A 15,224-nucleotide genomic window follows, 5' to 3' on the forward strand; every position below is an offset into this window, starting at 1 on the left:
GGTAGTTAGAGTTTTACCAATTGAATTTGGCGATGTCAGAGATGTTGTCCTCGCTGCGTAGCGTGACTTCACGGGAGGCATGCTGTGCAGGGCTGAGGGTAATCACTGCCATATTCATTGCGCCAGGGTTCTCCCACTCCACGTCAACCAGGAGTTCAACCACATGTCCTTCCAGGCTGATGGCAGCTTCACCAAGCCACTCTACGGAATCAATCTCGGAGGTGTTGAAGATTTCCTGCTTGGTAACTGGATTGGTGATTTTAAGGGACTTCGGCTTGGAGGAGAAAATGATCTCAAATTGTGTTTCCACTGAGCTGTCGTCATGGCCCGTGCTGCCGTGTGCCGCGTGATCGTGACCGGAGTGGTCATGGCCTGCGTGTGCAGCTTGGGCTTTGTCAGCATCGCCTAAGACGATGGTGCGGGTGACGGTGTAGAGTCCGAGAAGAACAACGATAACGATCAGGGTGGCGATGATTGGTGAGCCTTTCATGGGTTGTTTTGGATAAGTGAATGATAAGGTGAAACCAAAGGGAAGGAGAGGGGCAGCCTGTGCTTGGCTGCTGCTAGAGATAGCGTAGGAGGTGTTCTTATTGCAAGAAAATTGCGTTTAGCGTGCGCGCAGGATGGCGCTCTGTAGAGCTTGGACTTTATCGAAGTCTTTCACGCCAGGTTCCGATTCAGATCCAGATGCGACATCCAGCGCAGCTGGTCGGACATCATGGACGGCGGACTCTGCATTGATTGTGGTGATGCCACCTGCGAGTAGCACAGGAAGCTGCGGATAATCTGCGATGACCTTTTTAGCTAGGTTCCAGTCAAAGGCATCACCTGTTCCTCCGTAGACGCCAGGAGCGTGTGCGTCCAGTAGGATGGCGGTGGCGCCGTAGTCAGCGATGTGGGTGAGGGAGTCAGAACTTTTGACACCCACGGCTTTGATGAAGGGGAGTTGCGCGTCCCTGAATGGCACGGTGTAGTCAGGCTCCTCGTCGCCATGAAACTGCGCGATGTCAATGACGCCACTTTCCAGCAAGCGGAGTGGAAGCTCGGGATCGGCGTTTACAAATACTCCGACGCGGACAATGTCACCAGCTAGTTCCTTGAGAAAGGGGGTAGCGAGATCAGGCGAGATGTAGCGTTTGGAGTTTGGCCAGAAATTGATCCCAAGGGCAGGTACTCTCAGTTCGACAAGTTTATGCGCGTCTGCTGGGGTCGTCACACCGCAAACTTTAAGTGAAGTGGTGGCAGGGTCTAAAAAAGATTTCTGGAGGCTCATGGCTTGTGACTCTCGGATATACTTAATTCTAGCATGAGTCCAGTAAGCAAAAAGCTCCAAAGTAAACTTTGGAGCTTAGATTGTTTAATGGTGAATTACGAGAATCGTGCTATTCAACGTAATTAAGTCGTATGAAGCCATTTTCTCCCTCTTCCATAGGAAGCATCGCTTTGATTTTCACCCTTTGAGAGGTAGACTCGAGAACCTCCTCGGTGATTCCTTCGGAAAGCCAGTCACTCATGTTTGAGCTATGCTCGGGCACGATGTTGAGTGGGCTAACTGCGCCGATGTTCTTCCAGTAGATGATGCAGAGGCAGTCGTCAGTGAGATGGGACTCCACTTTGCCGTTGTCTGATGCATTCAGTGGATCAGAACCATGTAGGTATTCCTGAAGGTTAGTCAGTCCGTCCTTGTCTGGGTCATCGTAGTTGTTGATAGAAGCAGCAAGCTCAGAGCCGAAGTGGAGTTCTTTCCATGCGTCAAGAGTCTGTTCAAAGACTGCTGTCACCGTGCGGTCGGTAGCCATGGTGACTGATGCAACGCCTGTTGTGGTGTCTACGGAGTCAATTCCCTGCCATCCGGCAAAGCTCCAGCCAGGAGCGGCAGATGGTGTGAATTCCACAATGTCGCCAGTGTAGTATTGCGGTGCGCTGAGAGACTGGCTTAGTGATCCGTTACCTACTGTATTGATAGAAAGTAGGGAGACGGATGGCGTATTGGTAAGAGTGATGTCTCCAGGATTAGTTGAGTCTACCACGATGTAATAGATTGTTCCTTTCTTTGCCTCAAAGCTCTTGGTGTCGCCCGCAGTGGATTCTTCCGTGACAGCAATCCATGGCCCTTCAGACTTGGTACCTCCTGCTGTGAGCGGCCAGCCTTTATAGACTGCGACACCTACACCTTGAGGGCCTGATGCTGAGATGGTGGTATTACCTGTGAATGGAGCTCTCCATTTCCACCATACGCTGATCCCGCTACCGAAGCCGTGATCAATTGCACCAGCATCTCTGCTGCCATCGATTTCGAAGTGCTGAATGGTTGCGTTGGAGTTGTTGCCATTGGTTGAAAATGCGGGGTCAGTAACTACTATGGCATTAGAGATATGGTCGTTATCAGGATACACCACAAGCGAGATACTTCCTTGGTTGGTGGTGGTCGTATCCTTGGCATCCATCATGATGGTGAATACTTGACCAGCTTCGAAACTGATAGGGAAGGTGTAACTCTTCTTGGGAGAGGATGTTACGATGTCTGTTGTGCTGTAGACCTTTTCAAGAGTTTCGATGGAGTCGCCAAGGAATAAGGTAGCAAGTGCAGGACCGGTAGTGGCTGTAGTTGTGATCATGCCCTTACCTGTGTGAGGGGCAGTCCACTGATACCAAGCACTGTGGGATCCTGTTTTATCTGATTTGAGATTTAGCTCATCCTCGAATTGTTCGCGTGTAGCGATGTTCATATCGATGATCGTGTATGAGCCGCCCAAGTCAGGGATGGTTATGGCGTCGGCAAAGTTGTCGTTATCTACGTCAAGTGTGCCATTAAGCAATAAATTGAGGTTCAGTTTACTACCGGTAGCGATTTTGCCGTTCAAGGATGGAATCGGTGTGGAGAAGCCATACAGGCGTGCAATAATCTCGCTGTAACCAGCTCCTGGGAACTGAGCGTAAGCAAGTGCTACTGCACCAGCCACCTGTGGGGTTGCCATGGATGTGCCGCTGTTTAGTTCATACTTGTCGTCACCAGTAAATGAGGTTGAGAGAATGTCCACACCGTGACCAGCAATATCAACCTTGGTTGCACCGTAGTTGGAGAATGTCGCGAGAGCGTCGTCATGATTGATTGCGGCAACTGACACAATGTTGCCAAGATCGTAGTTCGCTGGAAAGCTGCCGGTAGTATCGTTGTTCGCTGCATCATTGCCTGCAGCAGCTACGAAAACCATGTTGTCATTCAAGCATCTCTGGATGGCTTCAAACGCAAGCTGATCCGCCTGAGGGCCTCCCAAACTTGCGTTGATGAGGTGGGCGCCTTTAGTACGGGCATATTCATAGCCGTCAACGATGTCTGAGTTTGTTCCCGTGCCATCAGCACCCAGTACTCGGCAAGTCATGAGTTGAACGTCCCAAGCGACACCAGTTACCCCAAGGCCGTTGTTACCAACAGCCCCGATAGTCCCTGCGACGTGCGTACCGTGGCCTTGTTCATCATCAGGGTTGGGATCGCCATCAACAGCATCAATACCCCATTCACTTGGGTTGGTAGGGTTTGTCCAAATGTTTGCGCTGAGGTCTTGGTGGGTGCGTCTGATACCAGTATCGACTACGGCTACCACGATGTCAGCTGCACTACTGCGAGTGTCCCATGCTTCAGGTGCATCGATGTCAGCATCGCTCGTGCCACCTGTCTGACCCGTATTGTCTAGTCCGTATACTTCACTGAAACGAGGATCGTTGGGGAAAGTGGCTGCGCTGTATCGAAGGTTGTCGTAGTCTGCAAATTTGACGAGATTGGGGAGATTCTTCTCGATCTTGGCGATGTTGATCTCGTGTGCATTCGGAGCTGTATAGTTTTGTAGCTCAGCAATGAGGTAGTATGGACGTTGTTTACGGATTGTGTAGCCGAGGCCCTGTAATGCTTCGGCAACAACGCTTGGGTCAACATTGTCATTGAGGCCGACCGTAAGGTGATCTGCAACGGCACTTCTTGTCGTGCGAACGATAGTTTCTCCGGTATCAGGATCTGTGGTAACCACCTCTTCGAAGAGGAGATTTGGGTACTTGAAGTTTGCCTTAACGAAACGGATACGTCTTCTGCTGCGCTCGGAAGCAGGATCTAGCCAGACCACTTTCTGAACTTCCTGGACATCGAATCGCTTGGAGAGGTCAAGCCTTTCTTTTTGCACACTTGTTAAATTGCGTTGTTGAAATTCGGCAAGTTCCTTGCCTGTGACCTGCTGTAACATCTCTGGATTGTCACCCTCAGCCAGTTCTGGGGTGCTGACTTGTTGAGGTGATGAGCTCTCATGACCACTGGTGGCCTGGGGTGTGCCGACCGGGGATTGAGGTGACGGATCGGAGCTTAACTTCCAGAGTACAAGACTCAGGAAGGCTCCGGATGCGAGAGTTACAATGAAGCGTTTTTTCATGTTATGTAGGCTTTGAAGGTGTGTCTGCCGTGTCACGATTTTCACGTGATCTCATAGTTTCTGATTGGAAGCTATTGAGGCAAAAGCGACATTGGCAAGAACATTAGAGGATACAGGTGCACCTTTGCACGCAAAAAAATTACAGAATCATCAGTCTAGCGTTCACCATTAGAGGTGATGGCTGCTTACTGCAGGATAAGGCCTGTTGGTTTTCTGAGTCCAAAAGCAACGGGGAGCATGGCCATGCCGACCCCTGCAATGCCGGCCAATAATATGATTTGAGCATCAGTACCTGGCAGGGTGATAGAGTCGGCGGGATTGAGGTCGAAGCCTGCCGAGCGTTCCTGGACTAATCGATAGATTGGTTTCCAGGTGATGAAGGAAAGGTATATGCCTAGAGAGACTAGGGTAAGATTTTCCAGAAATCCGTGTACGAGTAGTAGTAAGCGTGGTGTTCCAAAGCTTCTGAGTAGAGCTAGCAGATAGACTTCTTGGCGATATTCAAGCCAAGCAATGGTGCCTAAAATCAATGCTAGAATTAAACCGCAGCTCAGGACAATCCCTATCCGAAATGCTTGCTGAATTTGTTGAATCTTCTTAAGTCCTTGAAGGACTTGGAGTGCAGAAAATAGCTGGTAGTTGCGCTTTTCGATCCTATAGAATGCTTCTGCTCGCTCTACGAATTTTTCAACGTCTTCAATATTGTCGAAACGCGCATGAACATGAGCGGTGAAACCTTCTCTCAAGATGGGTAGAGCTATCTCGATGGGGATCGCGACTATTGTATCTTCATTCAATATTGCCTGTAGGCGTGGAGGTATGGATTTGGGTATCGCGGTTATTTGTTTACCGCCGAGCTGTATCGCTTCCTTGCTCTCCAGATTTTCAGCGTATTTAGATAATAGCCAGATTGTCGGAGCTTCTAGATCTTCTCTGTATGTATCAAGTTCAGGAAGGCTGCTGCCGTAGACGATAACAGGGATTTGTTTTTGGTGGCGCCTCCACTGGACAGTGGTAAAAATTTGGCGGATGTAGAGCACGTTATCCGGTGTATAGTAGTTGGCCCACATCTCTTCGTCTTCGATGCTCGTTTGAGCGCGTAAGCGATTATCTAGGGAGATGGATTGCTCGGTAATGTATACGTCGAAGCTGTTACCTTCTTTGAGCTTCTGACGCATTTGAGCTTCAGATTCAGCAAAGAAAATAAGTACCAGAGTGGCTAATAGACCTAGGAGAAATGGGACAAGGATTTTGCTCAACGGCGAAATCGGATTTTCAAACCATCTCTTTAAGGTGTTCTTCCATAGGTAGGAAGGTATTAAAATCAAGGATTTCATGGGCGATGGTTTCTAGGCGATGGTCGTGAGTAGCGATCAGGCATATGGCGTCACTAGGGATCTTGGCCTTCAGAGCATTAGAGATGACCGTTGTGTTAAGGTCATCAAGGCCAGAGGTCGGCTCGTCTAGTAAGATGATAGAAGGTGCTTTCGATAAAGCTCTGGCTATGGCTGCCCGCTGTTGCTGGCCACCTGAAAGTTGAGTGGGTTTCTTTTTTCGCAGAGGGTCCAAACCTAGGATGTGAATCCAATCATCGGCAATAGATTGGGGCTTAGATGCTAACTGCGCCGTGAGGCGTATGTTTCGTTCAACACTTGCCAGAGGGAGTAGGTTCAATTGCTGGAACACGAAGCCCACCTCATTGCGTAGATAAGCTGAAGAGCTCCAACGGTGCTGAGTAGTCGTGGATATAGTGCCTTTTTGTGGTTTGATGAGTGACGCGATGAGACGTAGCAAGGTGCTTTTGCCACAACCTGAAAAGCCGCACAGAAGTGTGATGCCAGGCTTGGCTTCAAAATCAAAATTCTCAAAGACGGGAGTCTGGCTGCCTGGATAACGGTATGTAAGGTTATTAATGCTTATTTCCATCGTCCTTGATTACAGCAAGAGTTTTTGGGCCAATATGGAGTAGTTTGTAGCCAGGGTATAAGTGCTTAATCAGGCCTGGCCAGCCCTCAGTCTGGAGGACTTTTGGGGCTGTGAGCGCGATTTGGTTCTTTTTGATCACGTAGCAATCTTCTTCCAGGGTAAGGTAGAGAAAAATGGTTCGTGTTTCACCGGAGTTTTTTGCCGCAAATTCGGAATGCTTCTCAGGAATGGTGAAGATATGAAAATCTCGAATGGCTCCACCAGTGTCCTTGGTACGTAGCTCTTTGTATTTAGCTCTGATGAGTTGCCTGCTCACGCCATCGTCCACCATCGCGATCAGCTTGCTGCGATCATGTGAGTTAAAAGCCGGATTCCGATTGGTGACTTCGATTTCGTAGTGGGAGTCGTTTGTGATGGACGCGTAGAGTTTGTTAATCTCTACCCACTGAGGTTTGTTGACGAAATTGGGGTCTTGGGTCTCATCCAGTGAGATGGTGAGGGTGCCTTGGAAGTCGGCCTTGAGGTGGGAGCGTTTCTCCAGTTTTTCGTGAGCTCTGATTTTTCTATCCAAGGACAAGGTGAGTTCTTCGGATTTTAGTTGAAGCTCGCTTTCTAGGTTTTCTGGCTTGATTGACTTTTGCAGGCGAGCTTCCTGCTCGTCTAGCTTGGTCAAGGCTTCACGAATTTTGTCTTTGAGTTTATCTGGCAGAGAAGAATTCTCCAGTGACGCTTTCAACTCGATGCGTTGTAACTTTAAGGCCTCAAGATTAAGGAGCTGTTTGTCGATGAAGGCTTGTTGTTCCTCTTGCAGATCATCGAGAGCTTTGCTGACTTTCTTTTTTTCCAGTTCTAGGGCACGAGATTCGAGATCTAGTTGATCTTTGTCAATGATTGCCCAGGTCTCACCTTCTTGCAGTTCAGCTCCATTGGGTTTGAGGAATGTGATATATCCTTCCGAGAGGGAGCGATACTGTTTCAGGTTAGCTGGTTGGATAAGCCCGTCTTCTAGGGATAGCCATATCTTTCTGGATGTAGGATACTCTTGAATTGATTTGGAGGTCACATCCTCGGCCCGCAGCATTGGTTGTGTGCCGAAAGTGGAAATCAGAGCTAAACTAGTTAAGAGTGATCTTAGCATAGTGTGTTTACCATTTAGTGTCATCCCAGACCCAAAGTTGGATGTCGAGTTGTGTGATTTGTTTTTCAAGGCTCTCAAGTTCTTTCTGGGCGCTTTGATAAGTTCTGATTTGTTGACTTACCAAGGCTGGTAGGGCGACGGTGTCTGCTGATAGGCCAGTATTCACCTGCTTTCTTATTGTCTCCCGTCTCTGGATGAGTCTTTTGTAGAGAGCTTTGGTGGATTCCAGTCGAGAGATTTCAGATTCCATACTCAGGAGTAGCTGGTCACGGCTGGTTTTTGCCCGGAAGTTAGCGTTCCTGATATTTTCTGTGCTGAAGATATCGGTGAGATCAATGGATTTAGAAAGTCCTGTGAATAGCTCGTAATCAGCGGCATTGAATTGGAAGTTCTGCTCGCTGTTATTGCTGTAGAGTTGCGGGGAGGTCATGCCGACTGAGATGGAAGGAAGGCGAGATATCTGAGCATCCAGCTTGCTGATGAGTATGCCTTCTATTTGAATGGCTTGGAGTTTGAGGCCGATAAGGCCATAGCCGTTCTTGAAGGAGAGTTTATCGATTTTCTTTTCGTAGGAGATTTTTGGGATCGCGCCAGTGAGTTTCCAGTTTTTGCCTGGAGTGTTCAGCATCGAGTTGGTTGAGACGCGTAGTCTTTCTCTGGCGTTAATGACTTGTGTTTTGCCTGCTTCAAGTGTCTCAATAGCTGTGATGAGCTTGTTTGGACTCAGAGATTCCAAGGACTTTCCCAGTTCAATAAGTTCTTGAGTGCGCCTCTCAAGTTCTTGATGCTGGATGAAAAGGGAATAAAGTTGAATCACGAGCTGGCGGCGCTGTATTTCCAGTTGATGTTTCGACTGGATCTCAAGCAGAGCGATCGAGTATAGCTGTGAGTAAAACTGAACAGGATTGGGAATGTTCAGGCTAGACGCAATGTTTAGGGATAGGTCATCGCTGGTGATATCTGCGATTTCATCTATCGAGCTGCTGATATTCACGTAAGTGAATACTCTAGGTACGAGGCCTTTCCAGAGTTTACTGCGTCTCTGTGTAGTCTGGTAGTATGAAAACTGCTGGCTTTTATAATTCAGATTACGCTCCTGCGCCATCTTGACGGCTTCGTTCCATCGGAGCGAAGTATAGTCTTGTGAGAATACTTTGCTCTTTAGGTCAGCGTGAGCAGCTTGTTGGTCCAATTGGTGAGCATTCAAACGCTCACTCAGGCGAGAATCAACACAAGCTGGGAGAGAAAAAAGAAAGATGCACGACAGGGCTGTCGTGCATCTGAGACTTTTGGAGAGAGAACTCACCATCTAATAATTCGGTGAAGTCAATCTGACTGGTTATCGGACGTTTCTGGTGTCGCGGACTGTGAAGAAGCCGGTTTCACCAGCCATGTCTCCACCTTTGATTTCGTAGAAACCAGTTGCGCGTTGAATCAGTTCATCAATATCGCCTGATTCTTTGGTGCGGAAGTTGAGGCGATATTTATTGTTGTAAATAAGACTGTCACGGATGATGAATTCACCATCATCAGTACCTGGGATTTTCTCATAGGTGTATGTGCCAGCTCCGATTTCTGTGACGTTGTCATCGTCAAAGATGGTGGCAATACCTGTTTCGGTGAATGATGGGTCGATCTCGAACGGATCGTTTGCACAAGTGACACTGAATGGCTCAATAGCTGGGTTGTCAGGAGTAAAGAAGATGGTTCTTTCATCCAAGGAGTCGAGAGCAATCTGGCTGTTTTGTCTGTCAACATCTAGGATGTCATAGTTGGTCTCAACTGGTGAACCGTCAAATTTAACGATGTTGCCGTCCATGAAGTAGGTGGCACCTTGAATTGTGGTGATTAATCCTGGTGCAGGCTGCCATCCAAAGAGGGGGCTGTATTGATAGGTGCTAAACTCTTGGTTATCAAGGAGCTCGTTAGGTGCTACCCGCATTTGAATGTTCGTGAGGAAGTTCCCATCAGAAGAGAAGGTAACGAAGTAGTTTGTGGTACTCTTGTACGCTGTTGTTTGTGAGTAATAACGAATACGGACCTGTGGGGATGAATCTGATGGGTGGATATAGCCGGCATCAGAACAGATAACCTGAAGGAGTCCTGTGTTCCTGTTGATCGCGGTGTATCTGTAGGTGATCTCCGCTGTAGATTCAGGGTAGTTCACGCTGAAGAATGTACCACTGAGCATCTGTCTGGTGACAATAGGCTCAGTTTGGCTGTAAATAAGTGCACCTTCTTCGAAATCGCCATTATTCACCGCAGATTCAGATAAGGCTGAACGGTAGAACTCTAGAGATGCGGCTCTGTCGTCGAGTTCGAGTCTGAGGCCGGATAGAGATTTAGGACGAATAGTGATTTCGCTACCACTGCCACCAACGCCACCGCCACAGTTTGTAATCGTCAGGGAGGAAGCAATTACTGCAGAAGCGGCACACAGCTTACAGAATGATTTAATGAGTTTTAAAGGTTTCATGGGATGAAGTAGGTATAAACCCAAACGAGGGCTGATAACGCGAGGAGTTAAGGTGTCTGGCCTGCTCGCGTCAATAAGATTTTTGGGAACGCAGAATTGTTTACAGGATCAGCATGCAGTCTCCATAACTAAAGAATCTGTAACGGTTTTCGACAGCTTCCTTATAGGCGCGGAGTGTAAAATCACGCCCGGCAAAAGCAGAGACTAACATGATCAGCGTGGACTTGGGCAGGTGGAAGTTCGTGAGCAGTCTGTCGACTTGTTTGAATTCAAAGCCAGGGTTGATGAAGATGTCTGTTTCTCCTTCTGCCTCAGTGAGTAAGTTCTGCTTTCTGCCAAGGGATTCCAGGACGCGGGTGACCGTAGTACCCACGGCGGTGACACTTTTTGCCTTGTTGATGGTTTTGGCCGATTCTTTGGAAAGGTAGTAGCGCTCAGCGTGCATCTTGTGGTCGGTAATGAATTCAGCCATAACGGGTCTGAAGGTTCCGATGCCGACGTGAAGGGTGAGGAAAGTGTGCGGAAACTTCTCTAAGTAGTCAGGGGTGAAGTGGAGTCCAGCTGTGGGGGCGGCAATGGCGCCTTCTTCCTTAGCGAAAGTGGTCTGGTAGCGGTCACGGTCCTCAGGTTCGGCATCGCGGCCCATGTAATGAGGGAGGGCAAGCTTGCCATAGGTATCCAGATCGACCGGTTTGTCCCACTCGATGATGCGGTTGCCGTCTGGCAGGGTTTCGAGAACGGTACCGGTGGACTCACCGACTTCCACAGTGCGGCCTGGTTTCATCTTTTTACCAGGGCGAACCATGCAGGTCCACTGGGTAGCGGACTGGCGGTCAACGACAACGAGTTCGATCTTGCCGTCATTGGAGAAGACGCGGGCAGGGATGACCTTGGTGTTGTTGAGCACAAGGAGGTCTTCAGGGGTGAAGTATTCATGAAGGTCGGAGAACTGGCGGTGCTCGATGGTCTGGGTGTCCCGGTGCAGTACGAGCATGCGCGAGCCGATTCGGTTTTCCAGCGGTTGGCTGGCGATCAGCTCTTCGGGGAGGTGGTAGTCGAAGTCATCCGTGCGAAGCATGAGGGAGGTTTATGCCGTAAATTGTAAATTTAAAATTCAAAATTGCCTGTTAGTTGACGTAGAGTCCTAATGATGACGCAGAGAGGGACACGGCTGGAAGTGGACGGGAAGTTTTTCCGCAGGGGCGGAGAGCGCCTGTTCGTGAATGCGGTGACCTATGGTCCCTTTCCTGATCCGCAGCCTGACCACTTCGCCGAACTGAGGCGTGTGGCGGATGCCGGCTTCAATACGATCCGCCTCTATGAGGCTCCCAATCGGCAGCTGCTGGATGCGGCTCAGGAGAATGGCTTGATGGTCATGGCAGGGGTGAGCTGGGAATGGTACCGCTTGTTTCTTGGTGGACCGAACCGTACGTGGCTGGAGGAAGGGCGGTTGAATATCCGTATGGCTCTGCAAGAGTGGGGGGAGCATGAGGCGGTGGTTGCGTTTTTTGTGGCAAATGAGGTGCCCTCGGATCTGGCACGGTGGATGGGGCCAGCTCAGGTCAAGACGGCCTTGGAGGATTTGATCGAGGAAGCCCGGAGGATTGCACCTTGGTTGTTGGTTGGGTATGCAAACTACCCAAGTTCCGAGTATCTGGAGCCGGGTAACGCGGATTTTACCGCATTTAATATATACCTGGAGGAGAGGGATAAGCTGGCAGGCTACTTGCCGAGATTGCATCATCTGGCCGGTGACCGACCAGTGCTCTTGACCGAGTTCGGGCTCGATACCCGGAGAAATGCAGAGGAGAAACAGCGAGAAGCGTTGAAGTGGTTTTACCTAGAGGCGGTGGATGCCGGTATGGCCGGGTGTACGGTGTTTGCCTGGAGTGACCGTTGGAGGATTGGTGAACGGGAGGAAAGGGAGTGGGATTTTGGCCTCGTTCGCAGGGACGGGAGTGAAAAGCCCGCTTTAGAAGTAGCTGGCAAGCCGGAAGGAACTGATTTCGAGAAGCCGAGAATTTCGGTCATCATTTGTGTTTATAATGGTGAGGAACGTATCGGTGCGGCGTTAGAGTCTCTCAGGCAGGTGGATTATCCAGACTATGAAGTGATTGTGGTGGACGATGGTTCCACGGACGGGACTTTGGAGGTCGTGCGGAGCTTTGATTTCGTGAAATTGGTGCAAGCGAATCACGGAGGCCTGAGTGTGGCTCGTAATGCCGGGGCCGCTGCGGCCACAGGGGAAATCCTAGCCTATACTGATGATGACTGCGAGGTTGACCGTGGTTGGCTACATTGGCTGGCACGTGGTTACGCGGAGCATGGTTGGGATGCACTCGGGGGACCCAATATCCCGCCAGAGCCAGCTTTTGAGGATGAGGCCGTGGTGGCCAGTGCCCCTGGAGCGCCAAGCCATGTGATGCTCAGCGATGAATTGGCCGAGCATATTCCAGGGTGTAATCTGACGGTGCGCAAGGCGGTGTTTGAGGCTCTTGGGGGGTTTCGTGCGGCCTACTTGGTGGCAGGTGATGATGTGGACTTCTGTTGGCGACTGGAGGAGGGTGGCTACAAGATAGGTTTCGAGGGGGCTGCTTTTGTGTGGCACCGTAGGAGAACGACTTTCTACCGCTATCTGAAACAGCAGTGGGGATATGGTAAAGCTGAGGCCATCCTTAAGCGTGATCATCCAGAGCGATTTCGAGGTGGGGTCAGCGCTCATTGGCGTGGACGGGTATACACAGGGGAGCCGATGGGGGTAAGTGATGGGAGTGTGATTTATTTTGGAGCCGCTGGGTTGTCTGGCTATCAGCAAGTGGAGGTTGGCATGATGCCGCGGCGTGCTTTGTATACGAAGTTTAAATCGCCACGTGCTGAACTTAAGTTGCGTGTGGCCGAGTGGTTACAGCCGCGTTTGAGGCATTGGGCTCGCTGTTTCTACACGCGGAGTTATGGACGCCTTCTGAAGAGTCTGGTGCCCAGTATTCGCCTCTCTTCACTCATTTCAGAGAATGGAGAGAGAATCAGAGAGTTGTTCTATCATGCCCTCAAGCAGGATGATCGTGTGGAGCTTCTGCTTCGGTTTCAGGAGGCGGGGTGGCAACATGCTGAGGATACCTCGCCCTGGGATTTGAAGAAGGGAGATGTGCATCTACTCTTTGCCATGCTCAAAGTCGGGCCTGACAAATGGAAGCTTGGTGTTCGCATCTGCGCTCCAGCATTGGAGATCAACTACGCGCAAGCCGAAGTGGAAGAGATTCTGGGGCCAGAGGTGAGGACTCTAGAGTAAATCGAGTTGATCGTTACTAGCGGGGCCTTTGGTGGCCTTAGGCTTGAGAGTAATCCAGCGGTCGACGGCGAGGACGAATTCTGTGCCGGCTTTTTCTTCCTCATCCAAGATGGCACGGACTTTGGTGCGCCATAGTTCAGCTCTCTCGGGATCATTGTCGGCCAAGTGCATGGTGAGCTCTGTAAGGCGCCCGCTCTGGGAAAGGTCTTTGCGGAGGCGTTTGAGCCACTTTTGCATGAATGCCTGGTCTGAGTTCACGAAGGTGACTTTGCTTTGTGAATGTCTGTCTTTCAAGTCTTAGAAAAGAACAGTTTATTCATCTTTGCTGAATTTGATTTGGTCATTCTGTGTGCTGTCTCAGGAGTCTTTCCCTTGTTCTTGTTGAAAGCGGTGTGCTGCTTTTGAGGGAATAAGGTTGAAGAGTAAAGGGGGGGAGTTATGAAGGAGGCAGATGTTTTATTGGTGGGACATTATCGGGACCTTCTTTTTCTGCGTGTCGGGGGCTTTGGCAGCGCGGCAGGTGAAGATGGATTACCTAGGGATGTTTTTGCTGGCCTTGATCACTGGTACAGGTGGAGGAACCTTAAGATCAATGATGCTGGGAGATACGCCTCCGCCTATCTTCCGGGCACCAGACTACATTGTAGTATCAATCGTGGCAGTGCTTGCGGCGATCCTCTATGAGCGTCTTTGGGAACGCTATCAGCGCGAGGTCAGTGTGGTGGATGCCTTGGGCTTGGGGTTGTTTGCCTGTGTTGGGGCTCGTGCTGCTGGTGATGCAGGCCTGGCCTGGTGGGGCTGTATGATGATGGGTATGGTGACGGCGACCTTTGGTGGTGTTATTCGAGACATTATCCGCAATGAGGTCCCGCTGATTTTTAGGAAAGAAATTTACGCCACTGCGGCCCTGTTAGGAGCAGGTTTGATGTTGTGGTTAGATAACCTAGGAGTGCAGCCGGAGGTGAGTGTGGTGCTCTCTGCGCTGATCACTGCTGTGATTCGTCTATTGGCTATTCGTTATGCCGTGCACATGAAAGAGGATAGCTAAATCTGCCTTGAATGCATCTTGACGTCAAAGTTAGAGAGCCGTAGTCTACGAGTTGATTCGTATTATACCTCTCATGAATTATCTAACCTCCACTCTAGTATTTTGTACACTTACCGCCTCCCTGACCTGTTCACAGGCTGCTCTCATCGCCCGCTATGAACTCAATGAGTCATCCGGAGGCGCCTTCGACTCTTCCGGTAATGGCTATGACGGCACTCCGGCTAATGCTGGTACTGGCCGTATCTATAGCCAGCCGACTGTTGGGGCTGGCACCTATGGGGCAATCAATGTCTCCGCCGGCCAGGCAGCTGCGATGGGTACTTCGATTGATTTCGGAACCGATGGCAGCAATTTCGGAAACTACAATATTGGTGGGGCTGGACAAGCTGCCATTGATGCCCTCTTGGAGCCAGGAACCGGAGGTAACCGGATTGACGGGACCATGACGGTAATGGCTTGGATTAACCTCGATAACATCACGGGGGTGCAATCTATTTTTTCTAGTGTGCAGGGTGGGGGCAGTGATGGTTGGCGCTTCGGTACCAATGGCAGTGGTCTTCGGTTTACGACATTGGGCGCGCAGGATTTCAACCAGTCCGCATCCCTTACCGCAGGTACGTGGTATCACGTGGCTGTAACGGTCAATAATGACGATATAACTTTCTATTTAAACGGCAATGAGATCGGTAATACGACGGCCACCGTCAATTATATCGAGGAGGCGACCGGCTTTGAAGTAAAGCTGGGTGGCAAGTCGACAGGGGCAGAGAATATGTTTGGCCGAATGGATGAAGTGAAAGTTTACGACACGGCTCTGACTCAGGGAGAGATTGTCTTGAATGCAGTCCCTGTGCCTGAACCTTCGACTTCGGGACTGTTTGCAGTTTCATTCCTTGGATTTCTAGCTAGGCGAAAGCGCTAGTCTTTGG

At 50.0% G+C, this 15,224-nt stretch carries 13 protein-coding genes; 3 read left to right on the forward strand and 10 right to left on the reverse strand.

What is annotated here, in order from left to right; all coding sequences use genetic code 11:
* Positions 1 to 13: 13 nt before the first annotated feature.
* The 9 genes from BUB27_RS10390 to queA form a co-directional block, all read right to left on the reverse strand.
* Positions 14 to 490 (reverse strand): hypothetical protein, encoded by a 477-nt coding sequence (locus BUB27_RS10390; RefSeq protein ID WP_143183782.1) that lies wholly within the window; start codon positions 488 to 490, stop codon positions 14 to 16.
* Positions 491 to 607: 117 nt separating this feature from the next.
* On the reverse strand, positions 608 to 1,273 hold the full coding sequence (locus BUB27_RS10395) for a phosphoribosylanthranilate isomerase (protein ID WP_143183783.1): 666 nt from the start codon (positions 1,271 to 1,273) through the stop codon (positions 608 to 610).
* Positions 1,274 to 1,382: 109 nt separating this feature from the next.
* Positions 1,383 to 4,418: a S8 family serine peptidase gene (locus BUB27_RS10400; RefSeq protein ID WP_143183784.1), complete on the reverse strand. Its 3,036-nt coding sequence runs from the start codon at positions 4,416 to 4,418 to the stop codon at positions 1,383 to 1,385.
* A gap of 185 nt (positions 4,419 to 4,603) precedes the next feature.
* Complete coding sequence (locus tag BUB27_RS10405) at positions 4,604 to 5,755, reverse strand: hypothetical protein (RefSeq protein ID WP_143183785.1); 1,152 nt, start codon at positions 5,753 to 5,755, stop codon at positions 4,604 to 4,606.
* Positions 5,694 to 6,344, reverse strand: coding sequence for an ATP-binding cassette domain-containing protein (locus BUB27_RS10410; protein WP_143183786.1), 651 nt, complete (start codon positions 6,342 to 6,344; stop codon positions 5,694 to 5,696). Before BUB27_RS10410 ends, BUB27_RS10405 begins: the two co-directional genes overlap by 62 nt.
* Complete coding sequence (locus BUB27_RS10415; RefSeq protein ID WP_143183787.1) at positions 6,328 to 7,482, reverse strand: hypothetical protein; 1,155 nt, start codon at positions 7,480 to 7,482, stop codon at positions 6,328 to 6,330. The genes BUB27_RS10410 and BUB27_RS10415 overlap by 17 nt, the downstream gene beginning before the upstream one ends.
* A 7-nt stretch (positions 7,483 to 7,489) precedes the next feature.
* Positions 7,490 to 8,587 (reverse strand): hypothetical protein, encoded by a 1,098-nt coding sequence (locus tag BUB27_RS10420; RefSeq protein WP_143183788.1) that lies wholly within the window; start codon positions 8,585 to 8,587, stop codon positions 7,490 to 7,492.
* A gap of 234 nt (positions 8,588 to 8,821) precedes the next feature.
* Positions 8,822 to 9,958, reverse strand: a complete 1,137-nt coding sequence (locus tag BUB27_RS10425; protein ID WP_143183789.1) for a hypothetical protein — start codon at positions 9,956 to 9,958, stop codon at positions 8,822 to 8,824.
* Positions 9,959 to 10,058: 100 nt separating this feature from the next.
* Complete coding sequence (gene queA / locus BUB27_RS10430; RefSeq protein ID WP_143183790.1) at positions 10,059 to 11,036, reverse strand: tRNA preQ1(34) S-adenosylmethionine ribosyltransferase-isomerase QueA; 978 nt, start codon at positions 11,034 to 11,036, stop codon at positions 10,059 to 10,061.
* Between the two features lie 69 nt (positions 11,037 to 11,105).
* Between queA and BUB27_RS10435 the strand changes: the two genes are divergently transcribed.
* The gene (locus tag BUB27_RS10435) at positions 11,106 to 13,247 is read left to right on the forward strand and encodes a glycosyltransferase (RefSeq protein ID WP_143183791.1); all 2,142 of its coding nucleotides are present in this window, start codon (positions 11,106 to 11,108) and stop codon (positions 13,245 to 13,247) included.
* Here BUB27_RS10435 and BUB27_RS10440 read toward each other — a convergent pair.
* Positions 13,239 to 13,541: a hypothetical protein gene (locus BUB27_RS10440; protein ID WP_143183792.1), complete on the reverse strand. Its 303-nt coding sequence runs from the start codon at positions 13,539 to 13,541 to the stop codon at positions 13,239 to 13,241. The two genes, BUB27_RS10435 and BUB27_RS10440, sit on opposite strands and share 9 nt — an antisense overlap.
* Before the next feature lie 157 nt (positions 13,542 to 13,698).
* Here BUB27_RS10440 and BUB27_RS10445 point away from each other — a divergent pair, with 157 nt between their 5' ends.
* Entirely contained in the window at positions 13,699 to 14,295 is a 597-nt protein-coding gene (locus BUB27_RS10445; RefSeq protein ID WP_143183793.1) for a trimeric intracellular cation channel family protein, read from the forward strand.
* A 73-nt stretch (positions 14,296 to 14,368) separates the two neighbouring features.
* Complete coding sequence (locus BUB27_RS10450; protein ID WP_143183794.1) at positions 14,369 to 15,217, forward strand: LamG-like jellyroll fold domain-containing protein; 849 nt, start codon at positions 14,369 to 14,371, stop codon at positions 15,215 to 15,217.
* The last annotated feature ends 7 nt before the right edge of the window (positions 15,218 to 15,224 follow it).

Origin of the sequence: Rubritalea squalenifaciens DSM 18772 (genome assembly GCF_900141815.1) — a bacterium.
Taxonomy (GTDB): Bacteria; Verrucomicrobiota; Verrucomicrobiia; order Verrucomicrobiales; family Akkermansiaceae; genus Rubritalea; species Rubritalea squalenifaciens.

Bases quoted from the DNA above. Each gene is read 5' to 3' on its own strand.
- BUB27_RS10390 (WP_143183782.1), bottom strand. From the start codon at position 490: ATGAAAGGCTCACCAATCATCGCCACCCTGATCGTTATCGTTGTTCTT.
- BUB27_RS10395 (WP_143183783.1), bottom strand. From the start codon at position 1,273: ATGAGCCTCCAGAAATCTTTTTTAGACCCTGCCACCACTTCACTTAAA.
- BUB27_RS10415 (WP_143183787.1), bottom strand. From the start codon at position 7,482: ATGCTAAGATCACTCTTAACTAGTTTAGCTCTGATTTCCACTTTCGGC.
- BUB27_RS10435 (WP_143183791.1), top strand. From the start codon at position 11,106: ATGATGACGCAGAGAGGGACACGGCTGGAAGTGGACGGGAAGTTTTTC.
- queA (WP_143183790.1), bottom strand. From the start codon at position 11,036: ATGCTTCGCACGGATGACTTCGACTACCACCTCCCCGAAGAGCTGATC.
- BUB27_RS10445 (WP_143183793.1), top strand. From the start codon at position 13,699: ATGTTTTATTGGTGGGACATTATCGGGACCTTCTTTTTCTGCGTGTCG.
- BUB27_RS10420 (WP_143183788.1), bottom strand. From the start codon at position 8,587: ATGGCGCAGGAGCGTAATCTGAATTATAAAAGCCAGCAGTTTTCATAC.
- BUB27_RS10405 (WP_143183785.1), bottom strand. From the start codon at position 5,755: ATGAAATCCTTGATTTTAATACCTTCCTACCTATGGAAGAACACCTTA.
- BUB27_RS10450 (WP_143183794.1), top strand. From the start codon at position 14,369: ATGAATTATCTAACCTCCACTCTAGTATTTTGTACACTTACCGCCTCC.
- BUB27_RS10400 (WP_143183784.1), bottom strand. From the start codon at position 4,418: ATGAAAAAACGCTTCATTGTAACTCTCGCATCCGGAGCCTTCCTGAGT.
- BUB27_RS10410 (WP_143183786.1), bottom strand. From the start codon at position 6,344: ATGGAAATAAGCATTAATAACCTTACATACCGTTATCCAGGCAGCCAG.
- BUB27_RS10425 (WP_143183789.1), bottom strand. From the start codon at position 9,958: ATGAAACCTTTAAAACTCATTAAATCATTCTGTAAGCTGTGTGCCGCT.